Source organism: Bradyrhizobium sp. 164, assembly GCF_023073715.1.
GTDB lineage: Bacteria > Pseudomonadota > Alphaproteobacteria > Rhizobiales > Xanthobacteraceae > Bradyrhizobium.
Genome location: NZ_JADPKA010000026.1, coordinates 153,248 through 170,024, shown reverse-complemented (window position 1 = coordinate 170,024; position 16,777 = coordinate 153,248). Strand labels below are relative to the sequence as shown.

Sequence of the window (16,777 nt, the reverse complement as noted above, 5' to 3'; positions counted from 1 at the left end):
GACTATTCGCTCCCGCTCGCCAGCGCGTTCACGGCGGCAACCGTGATCGCGGAACCGCCGAGGCGGCCTTCGACCGTCAGCGCAGGTGCCGGCGGATCGGCCATCAGCGCGGCCTTGGATTCGGCGGCACCGACGAAGCCGACCGGACAGCCGATGATCGCCGCGGGCCGCGGGCAGTCGCGGTCCTCCAGCATGTTGAGGAGATGAAACAACGCAGTCGGCGCATTGCCGATCGCGATGATCGCGCCGCCCAGATGTGGCCTCCACAGCTCCAGCGCCGCAGCCGAGCGCGTGTTGCGCATGGACTGCGCCAGCGCCGGCACGGTGGCATCACCGAGTGTGCAGATGATCGGGTTGGCCGCAGGAAGTCTTGCGCGCGTGATTCCTTCCGAGACCATGCGCGCGTCGCACAGGATCGACGCGCCATTCTGCAAGGCCGCGCGCGCAGCGGCCACCATGCCGGGCGTGAAGCGGATATGCGCCTCAAGGCCGACCATGCCGGCGGCGTGGATCATCCGCACCACGACCTGCTCCTCGTCCGGCGAGAAGCGCGCAAGATCAGCCTCGGCGCGGATGGTCGCAAAGGACTGCCGGTAGATCGCCGCGCCGTCGGTCTCGTAACTGTGCGGCATCAGTGCCCTCCCACCAGAATGGAGGGATCGCTGACGATGTCATCGCGGTTCAGGCCGCGCAGAGCGGGCTCATCGCGGGCCGATCCACCGCGCACGAGATCGAATCCGGCACCGGTCGCAACCAGCGTCACCGCGGTGGCGCCGGAATGCGCACAGCCCTTGGCGCAGCCAGAGACATGAAGCCGCGTATCGGGTGCAATGCGCGGCGCGAGCGCGGCGGCGAGCGCGCGGGTGTCGGCATGCGCCTCGCGGCAGCGTGGGGCGCCGCTGCAGGCGATGACGCGCAGCGCGGGATCGTAGGGTTCGGTGATGAGACCCGCCCCGTTCGGCATCGCACGCTTGCCCTCGCTCAAGACCATCCGCCATGGCGTCATGCGCAGAGCATGTCCGCAACCGGCGAATTCATGCAGCGTCGTATGCAGCATCTGCCCGAATGCGACCCCGACCATGGCGCCCTGCGGATAATGTCCGGGCTGCAGCGCAGCCATCACGGAGGCAGGTTCGGTCTCGCCGCGCAAGGTCCCCGGCAATGCCGCACCGGAAGCGATGTGGGCCGCCATGCGCCCTCGCCCGCTGCGGACCCCGCCGGAGGTAATGAACCAGTCTGCGAGCGCGAGCGCCGTGCTCACGACGTCTCCGCGTCCGACGGAACGACCGAAGCTCGCACCATCGGCGCGCACGAGAAGCCGGCCCGCACGATCGCGCTCGATGCGCACGTCGGCGGAGTCGCCGGCGAGCACGCGCGAGGTCCCGTCATCGATGGCGAAGCCGAATTTTGTGGGCAATTTGAGCGCGCTGTCGGCAAGCGCCTCTTCGAGCTCGGCGGCGAGCGCCTGCGTGTCGTCGCCCTCGTTCCAGAACGGCGTCACCAGGATGTTGCGCCGGGATTCGATATCGGCATCGGGATCGAGCAGCGCCAGTCGCGCAAGGCCGTCGAGCAGCGGACCGTGGCCTTCGTCCCTGACACCTCTGATCTGGAGGTTGGCGCGGCTCGTCACGTCGAGGAGACCATTGCCGAAGCGTTCGGCCAGATCAGCAAGGCCGGAAGCCTGTGCCGCTTCAAGGCGACCGCCGAACGGGCGCACGCGGACCACGAGCCCGTCGCCCGATTGCATCGGCCGCAGCGCGCCGGGACACCAGCCCTTGACCGCGGAAGCGCTCATGAGGCCTCCTTCAACGCAGCGGCGATCGAATTGCGGCGCGTCCGCCAGAGCGAGGCGTCATGCAATCGCGTGAAGCACGTCTCCATTGCTGCGACCGCCGCCGGATTTTCGCGCGCCATGAAAGCGCGGACGTCGGCGTTGCCAAGCGTCGCGTCATAATAGAGATCGAACAGATGCGGCGGCACGGCGCCGGCAAGATGCGCGAAGGCGGCCATGTGCTCGAGCGTCGCGGCGATCTCGGCCGCGCCGCGAAAACCGTGGCGCATCATGCCGTCGATCCAGGCGGGATTGGCCGCGCGCGCACGGACGACCCGGGAGATTTCCTCGGCCAGCGAGCGCGCGTGCGGTTGCTCGGGACGCGTCGTGTCAATGTGATAGAGCGATGGTCCTGCCGCGCCGAGATGTGCCGCAGCTGCGGCGACCCCCGCTTCATGCGCAGCATAGTCCGCGGCGAGCAGAAGATCGGTCTCTGGCAGATCCTGGACATGGACGAAGGCATCGGCGGACGCAAGCCGCGCCTCGATGCCGGCGCGATCAGGCTTGATCGCGCCATCCGCCGAGAACGCCCAGGACGATGCCGACAGCCACGCTTCCCCGGCGGCATCACGCGTCTCGGGCGTGAAGGTATCAGGGATCGCTGACAAGCCGACGCCGTATTGTCCGGGCCGCGGCGCAAAGACGCGTGGCGCACGGTGGCGATAGGGATTCTCCTCACCCTCTTCGTCGCGGTTTGCGAGCGCCTCGGACGCAGCCTCGAACAATTGCGCCAGACCCGAAAAGACGTCGCGGAACAGGCCCGATACGCGCAGCGTCACGTCGATGCGGGGGCGGCCGAGCTCGGCCGGCGCGATGATGTCGTAGCCGGTGACGCGCCCGGAGGCGTGGTCCCAGTGCGGCGCAAGACCGGCCAGATGCAGCGCCATCGCGAACTCCTCGCCTGCGGTGCGCATCGTCGCCGAGCCCCAGAGATCGACCACGAGCCCCTTCGGCCAGTCGCCATGATCCTGCAAGTGACGGCGCAGCAGCTCTTCCGCGAGCTTGATGCCTTGCGCATGCGCCGACGGCGTCGGCACCGCGCGTGGATCGACGGCGAAGAGATTGCGCCCGGTCGGCAGCACGTCCTGGCGCCCGCGATAGGGCGAGCCCGATGGCCCCGGCGCAATGCGCTGCCCCGCAAGCGCGGCGCGCAGGGCGTCCCGCTCCGCGTCGCCGCAGGCGCCGCGGCCGAACACGTGCAGGCCGTCACCGAACTGGCTTTCCTTGATGTCGCAGACGAAACGATCGATCCGTGGAATCGCTTCGGCTGGTGCGGCCGATGCATCGAGGCCAAGATCGTCTTCGAGGCCCGCGGCACGGGCTTCGTCGCGGATCGCCGCGATCAACCGCTGGCGGCGGGCGGGGTCAAGACCATCGGCAGTGGAATATTCGTCCAGAAGCCGTTCGAGCCGGCGCAAGCCCTCCGGGACGACGGATGCGGCAAGGGGCGGCGGCAGATGGCCGATCGTGACGGCGCCGATGCGCCGCTTGGCCTGCGCGGCCTCGCCAGGATCATTGACGATGAAGGGATAGATGACCGGCAGATCGCCGATCAGGGCTTCCGGCCAACAGCTCGATGACAGCGCCAAGGATTTGCCGGGCAGCCATTCCAGCGTGCCGTGCGCGCCCATATGCACGACGGCGTCACAGCCCTGCTCTCGAAGCCACAGATAGAACGCAACATAGGCATGGCGCGGCGTGCGGGCGAGATCGTGATAGTCGACATCGCGCGTGGTTGCATCGCCACGCTCGGGCTGAACCGCGATGATCGACTGGCCGCACCGAATCGCGGCGAAGTGGAGCGCACCGTCGCGACAGCTCGGATCATCCTCCGGCGCACCCCAAGCTTGTGCGAGATCATCCTGCAATGCTTGCGGCAGACGCGAGAGCGCCGTGCGGTACTCAGCGACGCTCCAGGTCAGCTGCTGCCTCAGCAGCGTTTCGCCGAGCGCATGAACTGGCGCGGCATCGAAGCCCGTCTCCGCGAGGTCGGACAGCAAGACCTCGACGGACGCCAGCGCATCGAGGCCAACCGCATGCGCGATCTGGTGTGGACGGCCCGGGTAGTTCGAAAGCACGATCGCCAGACGCTTCTTGGCGGCCGGCGTCTCGGCGAGCCGCCGCCAGGCCGCAACCCGTGCGGCGACGGCCTTCACCCGCTCCTCGTCAGCGCGATGCGCAAGATGGGAGAACTGCAGATCGGGATCGCGCTCCGCAGCGGATTTGAAGCTCACCACGCCCGCGAACAAGCGGCCATCGACCTCGGGCAGCACCACATGCATCGCGAGGTCGCCCGGCGAGAGGCCGCGCAGCGAGGTAGCCCAATCCTCGCGCCGTGCCGTCGAGAGCGCAACCTGGAACACCGGACACGGGGCTACGTCAAACGGCGTCGTGCCATCGTCGCCTACGGCCGAGAACGCCGTCGCATTGACGATCGCCGTAGGAGGATCTCGCGCGAGATGCGCGCGCAGCCAATCGGCGACGGCCGCGGCTTTCAGCGAGGTGACGAAGACACCATAGGCACCAAAACCCTTCTCGCGCAGCGCGGCGATCAAGGCATCGACCGGCCCGGTGTCCGCAGCGGTGAGATAGGAGCGATAGAACGTCACCAGCGCGTGCGGCTTCCCCTCGCCGCCCGTCGGCGCAGCAATGACGCCGCGCGCGGGATCATAAAATCCCGTCTCGGGCACATTCATTTCGCCGACGACTGGCCCGGCATAGAGGCCCGAGGCCAGCGCGAGCTGCGCGATCGCGGCTTGGGCCGCGACCGGGCCGCCGGTGTCACAGAGCACCTTGAGCCGGCGCAGGGTCGAGACCGGCAAGGTCGAATACGCGTCGAGCCGCGTATCGTCACGGCCGTCGGCCGGCAGCACGGCCAGCACGATGTTGCGGTCCTTAGCAAGTTGCTGGAGCGTCGCGAGACCATACGGCCAATAGGATTCACCGCCGATCAGACGTACCAGAATGCCACGCGCATGGGAGAGCGTGCGCTCGATATAGGTGTCGACCGAGAGCGGATGACGCAGTTCCGCAAGATTTGCGAGCCGCAGCGACGGCAGGCTGGTACGGCCGCGCCGCCAGCCGGCCGCAAACGCGGCAAGATCGGAATCCGAATATGAGAGCACCACGAGATCGGCCGGGTCCTGGCCGATGTCCCTTGGCGTCGCGGTCTCCTCAAGACCGCGGCTCTCGCGGAAAACGACGTGCATCAGGTTGCTAGCCCTGACCTGATCGCGGCCTCGTCAATATCGCCGTGCTCGCCAATCACGACGAGTTTCGATTGCCTGACACCTGCGCCCCAGGGCTTGTCGAACTGGTGGCGCACACGCTCGCCGACCGCCTGCAGCAAGAGGCGCATCGGCTTGCCCGCGATTGCGATATAGCCTTTGACGCGCAGCACGTTCTGCTCGCGCGCTAGGCGCTGAACGGAGGCGACCAGCGCATCGATATCGGCAACTTCCGGCAGGTCGATCACGACGGAGGCAAAATCGTCATGCTCATGCTCCTCCTCGCCGTCGTGATGCGAGGGACGCGCGGCAAGATCGCTCTCGGCGGCGGCGCCGAGACCGAGGATGACGCGCGCATCGATCGCGCCGTCGGTGATGGGAAGCATCGGCACGCGGCGCGGCATCTCGGCGGTGATCGCCGCCTTGGCGGCTTCTATCCCTGAGCTGCCGGCAAGATCGGCCTTGGTCAGCAGCACGATGTCGGCGCAGGCGATCTGGTCCTCGAACACTTCCGACAGCGGCGTCTCGTGGTCGAGATTGTCGTCCGCCGCGCGCTGCGCTTCGACTGCAATCGGGTCCGGCGCGAAGCGGCCAGCAGCGACAGCCTCTGCATCGGCCAGCGCAATCACGCCATCGACAGTGATGCGCGAGCGGATCTCCGGCCAGTCAAAGGCCTTCAGCAGCGGTTTTGGCAACGCCAGGCCCGAGGTCTCGATCAGGATGTGATCGGGCTTCACGGGGCGTGCCAGCAATTGCTCCATGGCCGGAATGAAATCGTCAGCGACGGTGCAGCAGATGCAGCCATTGGCGAGCTCGATGATGTTCTCCTCCGGGCAATTGGCAGCAGCGCACGACTTCAAAATCTCGCCGTCGACGCCCTCGCTGCCGAACTCGTTGACGAGCACGGCGAGCTTCTTGCCGCCGGCATTGGCGAGCAGATGCTGGATCAGCGTCGTCTTGCCGGAGCCGAGAAAACCGGTGATCACAGTGACCGGGACTTTTGCGAGCGAATTCATTCGGCGGCCTCCGGCACGACGGCAAGGGGGGGAATGCGGGCAAGCGACTGCTTGCGGAAGATTTCGGGACGGCTGCGCCAGGGCACGAGGCCGTCGGGCGCGGCCGCATACGCCGCAGCGCCCGCGACCACGTCGCGCGCATTCGTCTCCGACAGGCGGCCATAGACATAGGACCAGCGACCCGGCGCACTCAGCGCGACCGAGCAGCCCTGGCTACAGGCAGAGAGGCATTCGACCGGAACCACATTGACGCCGTCGGGCACGCCGGCGTCCAGGATCGCGCCATGCAACCGCTTGCCCGGCGTGACGTCGCCTTCGCCAAGCGTCTCGCCGGCACGGCAGGTAATGCAGACGTGAAGTGTGACCGTCATCGCCTCTTCCAGAATAACAGCGGGAGGCGAAGAGGCGCACGGACCATTGTGAGAGGCCCGTTTCCCCGTCGCGGAACACCCCGTCCGCCGGTCCAAAATCGTCCGCGCTGGCAGGTCTCCCGGCTTGCGGAGCAGGGCTTTTGCCCTTCGATCCCCGCCTTCCCGATCCCGTTAGGGGTCAGTGGCTTCGGGCATCTCTCCGGTCACGGTCGCGGGGGCGGCTGCATTTTGGACCCAAATCTTGCCAATTCGGACCCTATCGCATTCCCTCTTCGCCTGTCATAGGACAGGAACCAGCGCAGACCCACCATTTGCCGGTGGCCGCCACTTGTCAAGCCGAAGGACCGGATACGATGACGCCTGAACCGGATATCCAAACGGGCGAGGAAACCGACGCCCGCCACGCCGCGAAAATGGCAAAGAAGAAGGCCGCCCGCGACGAGATCATGGCGACCAAGAGCGGCGAAAAAGGCCTCGTTATCGTCCACACCGGCGCCGGCAAAGGCAAGTCGTCCTCGGCCTTCGGCATGATCGTCCGCTGCGTCGCCCATGGCTTGCCCTGCGCGGTGGTGCAGTTCATCAAGGGCGCCTGGGACACCGGCGAGCGCCGCCTGCTCACTGGCCATTTCGGCGACCTCTGCCAATTCCACGCCATGGGCGAAGGTTTCACCTGGGAGACGCAGGACCGCGCCCGCGACATCGCCGCCGCGCGCGCCGGCTGGGACAAGGCCAAGGAGCTGATTCGCGATCCTGCCTTGCGCATGGTCGTGCTCGACGAGATCAACATCGCGCTGCGCTATGACTATCTCGACATCGCCGAGGTGGTCGAATTCCTGACGACGCAAAAGCCGCCGATGACGCATGTCGTGCTCACCGGGCGCAACGCAAAGGACGAATTGATCGAGATCGCCGATCTCGTTACCGAGATGACGCTGGTCAAGCATCCCTTCCGGTCCGGCATCAAGGCGCAAGCCGGCGTCGAGTTCTGATACGATCTCGCCATGGCGCGCGCGCTGATGATCCAGGGGGCCGGCTCGGACGTGGGCAAGTCGCTCATCGTCGCGGGCCTTGCGCGCGCCTTCATGCGGCGCGGCCTGCGCGTGCTCCCTTTTAAGCCGCAGAACATGTCGAACAATGCCGCCGTCACCGTCGACGGCGGCGAGATCGGCCGCGCCCAGGCGCTTCAGGCGCTCGCCGCTCGCGTCGAGCCGCACACCGACATGAACCCGGTGCTGCTCAAGCCGGAGACCGATGTCGGCGCGCAGGTCATCGTCCATGGCAAGCGCATCGCAACGGTGCGTGCGCGCGATTATGCGGCGATGAAGCCCTCGCTGATGGGCGCCGTGCTGGAGAGTTTCGCGCGCTTGAAGACGCGCGCCGATCTGGTGCTGGTCGAAGGCGCGGGCAGCCCGGCCGAGGTGAATTTGCGAAAGGCCGACATCGCCAATATGGGCTTTGCGCGCAAGGCCAACGTGCCGGTCGTGCTGGTCGGCGACATCGACCGCGGCGGCGTCATCGCCCAGCTTGTCGGCATCAGGACGGTCATCGACCCTGACGATGCCGCGATGATCCAGGGCTTCGTCATCAACAAGTTCCGCGGCGACCCCACGCTGTTCGATGACGGCTACCGGCTGATCGAAGCGAAAACCGCATGGCGCGGCTTTGGCGTGCTGCCCTGGTTCGCGCGCGCCGGCGAGCTGCCGGCCGAGGACGCGCTGGGCCTGCGCGACGCGCGCAAGCCGGGCCAATGCAAGATCGCCTGCCTCGCCCTGTCGCGGATCGCCAATTTCGACGATCTCGATCCGCTCAAGCTCGAACCCGGCGTCGATCTCGTCATGGTGCGTCCGGGCGAAGCAATCCCCGGCGATGTGAGGCTGGTCATCATCCCCGGTTCAAAATCCACTCGTGGCGATCTCGCCTTCCTGCGAGCACAGGGCTGGGACATTGATCTCGTGGCGCATCACCGCCGGGGCGGCCATGTGCTCGGGCTCTGCGGCGGCTATCAGATGCTCGGACACAGCGTTGCCGACCCTGACGGCATCGAGGGACCTGCGGGCGACACGCCGGGTCTCGGGCTGCTCGACGTGACAACGGTGATGAGGCCGCAGAAGACGCTGACACGCGTCTCCGCCTTGCACGCCGCCACCGACCAGGCGATCGAGGCCTACGAGATCCACATCGGCCACACCGACGGGCCCGATCGCGCGCGGCCATTTGCGAAACTGAACGGCAAGCCGGAAGGCGCGATCTCGCGCGATGGCCGCGTCCAGGGCAGCTATCTGCACGGCCTGTTCACGTCGGATGATTTCCGCAAGGCATATCTGGCAAAGCTCGATATTCCCGCGGGTAACGAGCCCTATCATGCCAGGATCGAGAGCGCGCTCGATGCCCTCGCCGATCACATCGAAAGGCATCTCGACGTCGAAGGCCTGCTCGCGTTAGCCCGCTAGCACCTCGGCAAGGCGCGTCCATTCGGATTCGCTGCCGGGAAGCCCGAGGCGCAGCCATGCCGGCTCTCGCGCGAAAACGCGCGACCAGATCTGGGCGCGCGCGAGCTTTTCCTGCGCGGCCAGCGCGTTAGGTGTCTGGTAAAGACGAAACAACGGCGTGCCGCCGATAAGCGTCCAGCCTTGCGACTGCGCCATGGCGTCGAGCCGAACACAGTCGCGTGCGAGCCGCGCTGAGGTAGCCTCAGCCCAGGCATCGTCGCGCAAGGCGCGGCAACCGATCGCGATCGCCGCTCCCGAGACCGGCCATGGACCCGACATCGACGCAAGCTTGCCGATATCCGCCGCATTGCCAATTGCGAAGCCAAGCCGAAGGCCGGCAAGGCCATAAAACTTTCCGAACGAGCGCAGGATCAACAGCCGCGGCCGATCGACTTCCGAAGCAAGCGACAGCTGCGGGACGGCGTCGGCAAAGCTCTCGTCGATCACGAGATGGCCGACGCGCGGCAGCAGTGCCAGCAAGTCCTTGGGCGAATGGCGGCGGCCATCGGGATTGTTGGGATTGACGACGATCGCGAGGTCTGCGCCGGCCAACGCGTCAAATTCGCCGACCTCCAGGACATCCCAGCCCGCGGCCGACAGGACCCCGGCATATTCATTGTAGGTCGGCGCGAGGATGCGCGCGCGGCCAGGCGCCGCGAGCTGCGGCAGCAGTTGAATGGCGGCCTGTGCACCGCCCATCGCAACAACAGGTGCGCTCGTGCGATAGGCGTGCTGCGCGGCTTGATGCAAGGCATCGATTTCGGCGCGCGACGGCAACGCGCTCCAGGCGCGCGCGCTCACCTCGCCTACCGGATAAGGCAGCCGGTTGATCCCTGTCGAGAGGTCGATCCAATCCTCTGCGCGTCCGCCAAAACGCTGCTGTGCCAGATCGAGATTTCCACCGTGCTCGCGCATGCCCCGTTCTTTCACGCGAAGGCCAGGACCGCAAGCACCGCGGCGAGAAGCAGCATGGACCTGCGATAGACCGTCAATCCATGATTGATGTCCGCAGCGAGCGGATCGCGCGCGCCCTCGTTGAGCCAGGGCTCGTTCGTGACGCTACCGTGATAGATGCGTGGGCCGCTGAGCCGCACACCGAGCGCGCCAGCCATGGCCGCTTCCGGCCAGCCAGCGTTAGGCGAGCGGTGGCGGCGGGCATCGCGGGTCATGCACGACAGCGCCTCCGATCGCCGCGACGCCAGCAGCACGAAGAGGAAGCCGGTCACGCGCGCCGGAACGAAATTGGCGACATCGTCGATGCGCGCTGCGGCCCAGCCGAACGCTTCGTGCCGCTCGCTGCGATGTCCGATCATGGAGTCGAGTGTGTTGATCGCCTTGTAGCCGAAGATGCCGGGCAGGCCGAACAGCGCGCCCCAGAACACCGGCGCCACGACGGCGTCGGAGGCGTTCTCGGCGAGGCTCTCGATTGCCGCGCGCGCGATACCGGCCTCATCGAGCGCCGCGGGATCGCGGCCGACGATCCGCGAGACCGCGTCGCGCGCGGCGGCGATGTCGCCGGCCTGCAAGGGCGTCGCGACAGCCGCGACATGGTCATGCAGCGAGCGCAGCGCGACCAGGGGCCAGGCCAGGACGCCGACCAGCGCGATCTGAATCCAGCCCCAGGGAAGCACGGACTGAAGCATCCAGCCGAGCGCGATTGAGACCGCGATCACCGCGAGCGCTCCGGCAACGCCGGCGGCGCGGCGAAACGCCGGCGGGTCAGACGCGCGATTCCAGGCGGTGTCGATAGTCGCGATCAGGCGGCCGAGCCAGGTCACGGGATGGCCGATCCGCGCGAACAGCCACGACGGCCAGCCCAGCAGGGCATCCGCCGCCATCGCCACCACCATCCCCGCCGCAAAGCCCACACGCGCCTCCTGTTCCGCCCCTGTTGCGCAAAGCGAAGGCAGAGCGCAAGCCCCTACAGGCCCGATTTCGGCTTTGTCTTTGGCCGTGTTTGGTGATTAGTCAGGGCTGATAGGAGACCTTCATGGCCGTCATCTTGATCACGGGCGGAGCGCGATCGGGCAAGAGCACGCGTGCGGAAGCGCGAGCGAAGGCCTTTCCCGGGCAGCCCGTCTATGTCGCGACGGCCGAGGCGCTCGATGCCGAAATGGAGGCGCGCATCGCCACGCATCGCGCGCGGCGCGAAACCGACTGGATCGAGCGCGAGGTGCCGCTTGATCTCGTGCAGGTGCTGGTCGCAACCGATGGCGGCGGCGCAAGGCTGGTGGATTGCCTGACGCTGTGGCTCTCGAATCTGATGCATGCGGAACGCGACTGGGAGAGCGAGGTGAAAGATCTTGCCGGCGCCCTGCCCCGGCTGAAAAGCCCAGTTGTTCTCGTCACTAACGAGGTCGGTCTCGGCATCGTTCCTGACAACGCCCTGGCACGCAGCTTTCGCGACGCCGCCGGCCTCATGAATCAGACTATCGCGGCGGCTGCCGACGAGGTCGAGTTCGTCGTCGCCGGCCTGCCGATGAAATTGAAATGATGCCGCGCGCCGAATTTCTGCGAGACGTCATCGCCGATCTCAGGATGGCGGCATCGTTCGTCACGATTCTGCCGGTGGCATCGTCGAAGCCCGCAGGCGACGGCGCCATCGCGCGTGCAACCTGGGCGCTGCCCGTCGCGGGACTGCTGGTCGGACTTGCCGGCGCGCTGGTCTATAAGATGTGCAGCCGGTTCGGACTGACGCCGAACCTTGCCGCCCTGCTCGCGCTGGCCGCTACCGCCCTCATCACCGGCGCGCTACACGAGGATGGGCTTGCCGACACCGTCGATGGCCTCGGCGGCGGCCGAACGCGCGAGCGCAAGCTCGAGATCATGCGCGACAGCCGGATTGGGACCTATGGCGTCTGCGCGCTGATCCTGTCGTTCGGCCTGCGCTGGAGTGCGCTCGCGGCGATCGCCAATCCATGGACGGTCACGCTGGCGCTGTGCGCGGCGCACATCGCAGCCCGCGCAGGCGTGCCGGCCTTCATGTCGCTTGTCCCGCTGGCGCGGCCGGATGGGCTTTCGGCGAGCGCGGGGCCGCCGCCGGGCCGCAGTGTCGCCATCGCCTTCGCACTTGGGACGCTCGCTCTCGTCCTCGCGCTCGGGCCGGGCAAGGCGCTGGTCGCCCTGATCCTGCTGTCGCTCGCCGGGTTCATGCTGGCGCGGCTCGCCATCCGCCAGATCGGCGGGCAGACCGGCGACATCCTCGGCGCGTTCGAGCAGACAGGCGAGATCATGATCCTGCTGGTTGCCGCGGCCTTCCAGGTCGGACGCTGACCCATGGTCGAGTTCGATGACGCCTTCCGCCGACAATTACGCGAGCTGTTCGTATGGCGCCGGGACGTGCGGCGTTTTCGCGGCGATCCGTTACCACGCGGCGCGGTGGAGCGCCTGATCGAGACCGCCTGTCTCTCGCCATCGGTCGGTCTCAGCCAGCCCTGGCGCTTCGTCACGGTCGACGACGCCGCACGGCGCCAAGCCGTGATCGACGACTTCAAATCGTGCAATGCCGATGCGTTGAACGCCTATACCGGCGAGCGCGCGACCCGCTATGCCACGCTGAAACTGTCGGGTCTCGAACAGGCTCCTGGCCACCTCGCCGTGTTTGCCGACAAGGCCAGCGACATCGGTCACGGCCTCGGCCGTGCCACCATGCCGGAGACGACGGAATATTCGGTCGTCGCGGCGATCACCGCGATGTGGCTCGCCGCGCGCGCGGAAGGCATCGGGCTCGGCTGGATCTCGATCCTGAATCCTGCGCGCATTCACGCCATTCTCGACGTGCCGGAATCATGGAAGTTCATCGCCTATCTCTGCATCGGCTATCCGGAAGTCCAATGCGACCGGCCCGAACTGGAGCAGGCGAAATGGGAGCACCGGCGCAGTGCGGACGAGTTCACGCTGAGGCGCTAGCGGAGACCAGCGTATCGAAACGCCCTCGATGCCTGAAGGTGAAGACCAGGCCCGAAATCGCGACTCTTCGCGGCGTGTGAAATTCGCGGCAGAGCGAATCGAACTTTTCCCGATTCATCAATCTGAGCCTACCTCAGTATGGTCTCGCCATACCCGCGCACAATGGCGACAACCAAGTGCTCAGTGCTAACTATGAACGCGGAGTGAAAAGCAACGGAACCGGCCGCGCGAGCCGGCAGTTGCAGGACAAGTCCGGCCGTGTAGCGTCCGCCGGCTTTTCTCCTAGCGAACGGTGCGATGCCGCTCCAGTACTTGGTGTCTACTGTCACAGTTGGCTGCAGAGAGTACGTCATGAGAAACATCGCCGATGTCCTCGGGCGGTTTTGGCAAGCGAGCCAGCCCGCATCCGATACTCAGGTTGAGGCTATGGCCGAAAACCGAGATCAATCCAGCATGGCCGATTTTGTCCGCATCCTGCAGGCCTACGATCAAGACCAGTGGGGCGACCGCGCCCGCCCGGTTCTTCAGCAGGTCGCCCGGCCGGCAATGTGCCGCCGGCCGGCCAACACGCCACACAAGGGATCAACTTCCTTGGTGTGGGACCTGTGAACATTGCGCTGTCATGAACCGGACGTTTTAACGACGAGCTTTATGTTTAGCAGGTTGACGCCCTTGAATGGGTTCGGCGCGCTTTCGATTGTGCCCGTACCCGTGGCGTTCGCATAGGCACCTGTGCCCGATAGGATCGTGTATTCGCCCGTTGATTTGCCGTCTTTGGCCGAACCGGTGTAGCGCGCCGTAATCGAGCCTTCCTCGAACGTGTAAGTGCTGTAGCCGAAGAACGGGCCCGACCCTTTGAGCAAGTCCGAAGTATTGACGAACTCTTTCACTCCGATACGGCCGTCGTTGAAAACGGCGACTCCAAAGAATTTGCCTGACACAACCGTCTGTCCTTCGACGTTTGCGGCCTCGATGACCTTGAGATCGATCGGCTTTGTAACCAGCTTGAACTCAAGCACCCGCTCGCCCGCTACAGCGGTTGACGCCGCGACGATCAATGCTACGCCAGAAAGGAAAAAGCTGAGAGACTTCCGCATAGGCTCCTCCTGCGCTTGTTGGAATCAAGTCGAGAAGTGTCGGCGAGCCACACATCACGCCGCCGCTTTTCGCAGCGGCACGAAAGAGAGCCCTCGGCGACGCCCCGGCAGCGGCTGAAGCTCTCTGGTCCTAAGCGCGAAGTCGGGACGCAAGTATGAGTCCTGAGCGATCGGAAGAAAGTTCAGTCTCCGTTACGGTATAATAGTATCCCTAGCCTCCGCACGTCTGCGTCCGCCGGCTTCGTCCCGCTCGCGGCCAAAACGCTCGACCAGGAAGTCGATGAACAGACGCACCTTGACCGACAAATGCCGCGTCGGCGGATACACCGCATAAAGCGCGAGCGGCGGCGCGAAATAGTCGTTCAGCACCGTCCGCAGCTCGCCCTTCTTCAACGCATCCGCGGCGATGAACTCGGGCAGCAGCGCCAGCCCCCTGCCGTTGATCGCGACGTCGCGCAGCACCTCGGCGTTGTTGACGCAGAGCGACCAGGCCGGCTGGATCCAGTGATCGCCATCAGTGCCGGTCAGCTTCCACTGATTGCCGGTGAGTAGGAAGCCGTAGGTCAGCGCGGCGTGCTCGCGCAGATCCTGCGGATGATTTGGGGTGCCGTGACGCGCCAGATAATCCGGCGAAGCGCAGATCATGCGCGCCACCGGCATGATCTTGCGCGCGATCAGGCTGGAGGATTCCAGCTCCGCGATCCGCAACGTCACGTCAAATCCGTCCTGGACCGGATCGAGCAAATCGTCGCTGAGCACGATCTGGAACTGCAACTCGGGATAGCGTGCCATGAAATCGGCGAGCACCGGCCCCAGCCGCATCGTGCCGAACGACATCGGCGCGTTGACGCGCAACAGGCCCCGCGGCGCCGACTGGGCCTGCGTCACCGCCTGGTCCGCAGCCTCGATCTCCAAGAGGATCACCACCGCACGCTCGAAATAGCGCTGGCCGTTCTCGGTCGGGCTCGCGTGCCGCGTGGTGCGGTTCAGGAGTTGGACGCCGAGACTCTCCTCGAGGTCCGCGATGTATTTGCTGATCGCCGAGCGCGACAGCCGCAGCTGGCGGCCGGCTTCCGCAAAGCTGCCGCTTTCGACCACTTTTACGAAAGCCCGGAGGCTGGCCACCTTGTCCAATCGGGCGCGCCTATTGTTTCCAATTCATAGACATAGCCGTCATATTTGCATGGATTGTCTCCAATCCAAAGCGGAACGATATTTCCAACCAGAGCACGATGCTCCCCGAATTTTGGAGGACGACAATGTCTGGACTGCACCATGTCACCGCGATCGCGGGCGATCCCATGAGGAACTTCGGCTTTTACACCCGGGACCTCGGCCTGCGCTTCGTCAAGAAGACGGTCAATTTCGACGACCCTGCCACCTATCACTTTTATTACGGCGACGAGACCGGCCGCCCCGGCACCATCCTGACCTTCTTCCCGTGGGCGGGCGTTTCGGCCGGCCGCCGCGGTGTCGGCGAAACCCATCAGACCGCCTTCCGCGTGCCGCAGCGCTCGCTCGCCTACTGGACGCAGCGCTTCATCGAGAAGGGCATTGCTCACGAGGCGCTGGAGAAGCGCTTCGGTGAGTCCGTGCTGCCGTTCAGCAACCCCGACGGGATGGCGCTCGCGCTGGTCGGCATTCCCGGCGCCGAGAACGAGCCGGGCTGGAGCAATGGCGACGTGCCGGCCGAGCATGCGATCCGCGGCTTGCACGGCGTGACCCTGCTGCTCGACAGCGCAGTGAAGACGGCGGCCGTCCTCACCGACGTGTTCGGCTTCAAGGAGACCGCGCGCGAAGGCTCGGTGATCCGCTTCAAGGCAGCGGGCGATGCCGAAGGCAGCGTCGTCGACATCTACGAAGCCCAGGGCTTCTTGCGGGGACATCAGGGCGGCGGCTCGGTGCATCACATTGCCTTCCGCGCGGCCGACGACGCCGAGCAGGGCCAGATGGCGCAAAAGCTCGTGAGCAATCACGGCCTGCACCCGACCGAGCAGAGGGATCGCAACTACTTCCGCTCGATCTACTTCCGCGAACCCGGCGGCGTGCTGTTCGAGATCGCGACCGACATCCCCGGCTTCGCCGTCGACGAACCCGTCGCGACCCTGGGCCGCGACCTGAAGCTGCCCGGCTTCCTCGAAGCGCACCGCAAGCAGATCGAGGAAGTGTTGCCGAACCTTGAAGAGAGTGTGTCATGACCGAGAGTTCATTCATCCATCGTTTCGAGCCCGCGGCCAACGCGGGCTCGGCCCCACTCCTGCTGCTGCACGGCACCGGCGGTGACGAGAACGACCTGCTCGGCCTCGGCCGAATGATATCGCCCGGCGCCGCCCTGCTCTCGCCGCGCGGCCGCGTGCTCGAGCACGGCAAGCCGCGCTTCTTCCGCCGCCTGGCCGAAGGCGTGTTCGACGAGGACGATTTGCGCCGGCGCGCACACGAACTCGCCGACTTCGTCACGGAGGCGCGACAACGTTACGGCCTCGCCGCGCCGGTCGCGGTCGGCTTCTCTAACGGTGCCAACATCGCTGCCGCGCTGTTGCTGCTGGAGCCGGACGTGCTTGCAGGCGCGATCCTGTTGCGCGCCATGGTACCGCTGTCGGATCCGCCAAAAACCGATCTTGCAGGCAAGCCAGTCCTGCTGTTGTCCGGGCAAGGCGACCCGATCGTGCCGGCTGGCAATTCAGCCCACCTCACGGCTCTGCTCTCGCAAGCAGGCGCGAGCGTCACCCACAGGGTCCTGCCGGCAGGGCACCCATTGTCGCAAGCCGACGTCACGCTGGCCCGCGACTGGATCGGCAATGTCGACGCCAGGGCAGCATGATCAAAGCAGCGGCGCA

Annotated in this window: 17 protein-coding genes and 1 riboswitch; of the genes, 8 read left to right on the top strand and 9 right to left on the bottom strand. The window is 66.1% G+C overall.

What is annotated here, in order from left to right; genetic code table 11:
* Positions 1–2 precede the first annotated feature (2 nt).
* Genes IVB01_RS08835 through IVB01_RS08815 form a run of 5 tightly spaced genes read right to left on the bottom strand, consistent with a single transcriptional unit; the run spans position 3 to position 6,445 of the window.
* A complete protein-coding gene (locus IVB01_RS08835; protein WP_247278189.1) occupies positions 3–632 on the bottom strand; it encodes a precorrin-8X methylmutase in 630 nt (209 codons plus the stop codon).
* Positions 632–1,795: a precorrin-3B synthase gene (cobG, locus tag IVB01_RS08830; protein ID WP_247278190.1), complete on the bottom strand. Its 1,164-nt coding sequence runs from the start codon at positions 1,793–1,795 to the stop codon at positions 632–634. The genes IVB01_RS08835 and cobG overlap by 1 nt, the downstream gene beginning before the upstream one ends.
* Positions 1,792–5,040 carry a cobaltochelatase subunit CobN gene (gene cobN, locus IVB01_RS08825; protein ID WP_247278191.1) on the bottom strand — a complete coding sequence of 1,083 codons (3,249 nt, stop codon included), beginning with the start codon at positions 5,038–5,040 and terminating at the stop codon, positions 1,792–1,794. Before cobN ends, cobG begins: the two co-directional genes overlap by 4 nt.
* Positions 5,040–6,074, bottom strand: coding sequence for a cobalamin biosynthesis protein CobW (cobW, locus tag IVB01_RS08820; RefSeq protein ID WP_247278192.1), 1,035 nt, complete (start codon positions 6,072–6,074; stop codon positions 5,040–5,042). Before cobW ends, cobN begins: the two co-directional genes overlap by 1 nt.
* On the bottom strand, positions 6,071–6,445 hold the full coding sequence (locus IVB01_RS08815) for a DUF1636 domain-containing protein (protein ID WP_247278193.1): 375 nt from the start codon (positions 6,443–6,445) through the stop codon (positions 6,071–6,073). The genes cobW and IVB01_RS08815 overlap by 4 nt, the downstream gene beginning before the upstream one ends.
* A gap of 91 nt (positions 6,446–6,536) precedes the next feature.
* Positions 6,537–6,758, bottom strand: a riboswitch (cobalamin riboswitch).
* A gap of 40 nt (positions 6,759–6,798) precedes the next feature.
* On the opposite strand from IVB01_RS08815, the gene cobO reads away from it, so the two are divergent.
* Both cobO and IVB01_RS08805 read left to right on the top strand, forming a co-directional pair.
* Positions 6,799–7,434 (top strand): cob(I)yrinic acid a,c-diamide adenosyltransferase, encoded by a 636-nt coding sequence (gene cobO, locus IVB01_RS08810; protein ID WP_247278194.1) that lies wholly within the window; start codon positions 6,799–6,801, stop codon positions 7,432–7,434.
* 12 nt (positions 7,435–7,446) lie between these two features.
* Positions 7,447–8,895, top strand: coding sequence for a cobyric acid synthase (locus tag IVB01_RS08805; protein ID WP_247278195.1), 1,449 nt, complete (start codon positions 7,447–7,449; stop codon positions 8,893–8,895).
* On the opposite strand, the gene cobD is transcribed toward IVB01_RS08805, so the two are convergent.
* Both cobD and cbiB read right to left on the bottom strand, forming a co-directional pair.
* Positions 8,884–9,849, bottom strand: a complete 966-nt coding sequence (cobD, locus tag IVB01_RS08800) for a threonine-phosphate decarboxylase CobD (RefSeq protein ID WP_247278196.1) — start codon at positions 9,847–9,849, stop codon at positions 8,884–8,886. The two genes, IVB01_RS08805 and cobD, sit on opposite strands and share 12 nt — an antisense overlap.
* An 11-nt stretch (positions 9,850–9,860) precedes the next feature.
* Positions 9,861–10,802: an adenosylcobinamide-phosphate synthase CbiB gene (gene cbiB / locus IVB01_RS08795; RefSeq protein WP_247278197.1), complete on the bottom strand. Its 942-nt coding sequence runs from the start codon at positions 10,800–10,802 to the stop codon at positions 9,861–9,863.
* Between the two features lie 122 nt (positions 10,803–10,924).
* Here cbiB and cobU point away from each other — a divergent pair, with 122 nt between their 5' ends.
* The 4 genes from cobU to IVB01_RS08775 all read left to right on the top strand — a co-directional run bounded on the left by cobU (position 10,925) and on the right by IVB01_RS08775 (position 13,452).
* The gene (cobU, locus tag IVB01_RS08790) at positions 10,925–11,428 is read left to right on the top strand and encodes a bifunctional adenosylcobinamide kinase/adenosylcobinamide-phosphate guanylyltransferase (protein ID WP_247278198.1); all 504 of its coding nucleotides are present in this window, start codon (positions 10,925–10,927) and stop codon (positions 11,426–11,428) included.
* Positions 11,425–12,207, top strand: a complete 783-nt coding sequence (gene cobS, locus IVB01_RS08785; RefSeq protein ID WP_247278199.1) for an adenosylcobinamide-GDP ribazoletransferase — start codon at positions 11,425–11,427, stop codon at positions 12,205–12,207. The genes cobU and cobS overlap by 4 nt, the downstream gene beginning before the upstream one ends.
* Before the next feature lie 3 nt (positions 12,208–12,210).
* Positions 12,211–12,843 (top strand): 5,6-dimethylbenzimidazole synthase, encoded by a 633-nt coding sequence (bluB, locus tag IVB01_RS08780; RefSeq protein ID WP_247278200.1) that lies wholly within the window; start codon positions 12,211–12,213, stop codon positions 12,841–12,843.
* A 351-nt stretch (positions 12,844–13,194) separates the two neighbouring features.
* The gene (locus IVB01_RS08775) at positions 13,195–13,452 is read left to right on the top strand and encodes a hypothetical protein (protein ID WP_247278201.1); all 258 of its coding nucleotides are present in this window, start codon (positions 13,195–13,197) and stop codon (positions 13,450–13,452) included.
* 11 nt (positions 13,453–13,463) lie between these two features.
* Here IVB01_RS08775 and IVB01_RS08770 read toward each other — a convergent pair whose 3' ends face one another.
* The gene (locus IVB01_RS08770) at positions 13,464–13,940 is read right to left on the bottom strand and encodes a hypothetical protein (RefSeq protein WP_247278202.1); all 477 of its coding nucleotides are present in this window, start codon (positions 13,938–13,940) and stop codon (positions 13,464–13,466) included.
* A 192-nt stretch (positions 13,941–14,132) separates the two neighbouring features.
* On the bottom strand, positions 14,133–15,074 hold the full coding sequence (locus IVB01_RS08765; protein WP_247278203.1) for a LysR family transcriptional regulator: 942 nt from the start codon (positions 15,072–15,074) through the stop codon (positions 14,133–14,135).
* A 125-nt stretch (positions 15,075–15,199) separates the two neighbouring features.
* Here IVB01_RS08765 and IVB01_RS08760 point away from each other — a divergent pair, with 125 nt between their 5' ends.
* Both IVB01_RS08760 and IVB01_RS08755 read left to right on the top strand, forming a co-directional pair.
* Positions 15,200–16,138: a ring-cleaving dioxygenase gene (locus tag IVB01_RS08760; protein ID WP_247278204.1), complete on the top strand. Its 939-nt coding sequence runs from the start codon at positions 15,200–15,202 to the stop codon at positions 16,136–16,138.
* A complete protein-coding gene (locus tag IVB01_RS08755; protein ID WP_247278205.1) occupies positions 16,135–16,761 on the top strand; it encodes an alpha/beta hydrolase in 627 nt (208 codons plus the stop codon). Before IVB01_RS08760 ends, IVB01_RS08755 begins: the two co-directional genes overlap by 4 nt.
* Positions 16,762–16,777 lie beyond the last annotated feature (16 nt).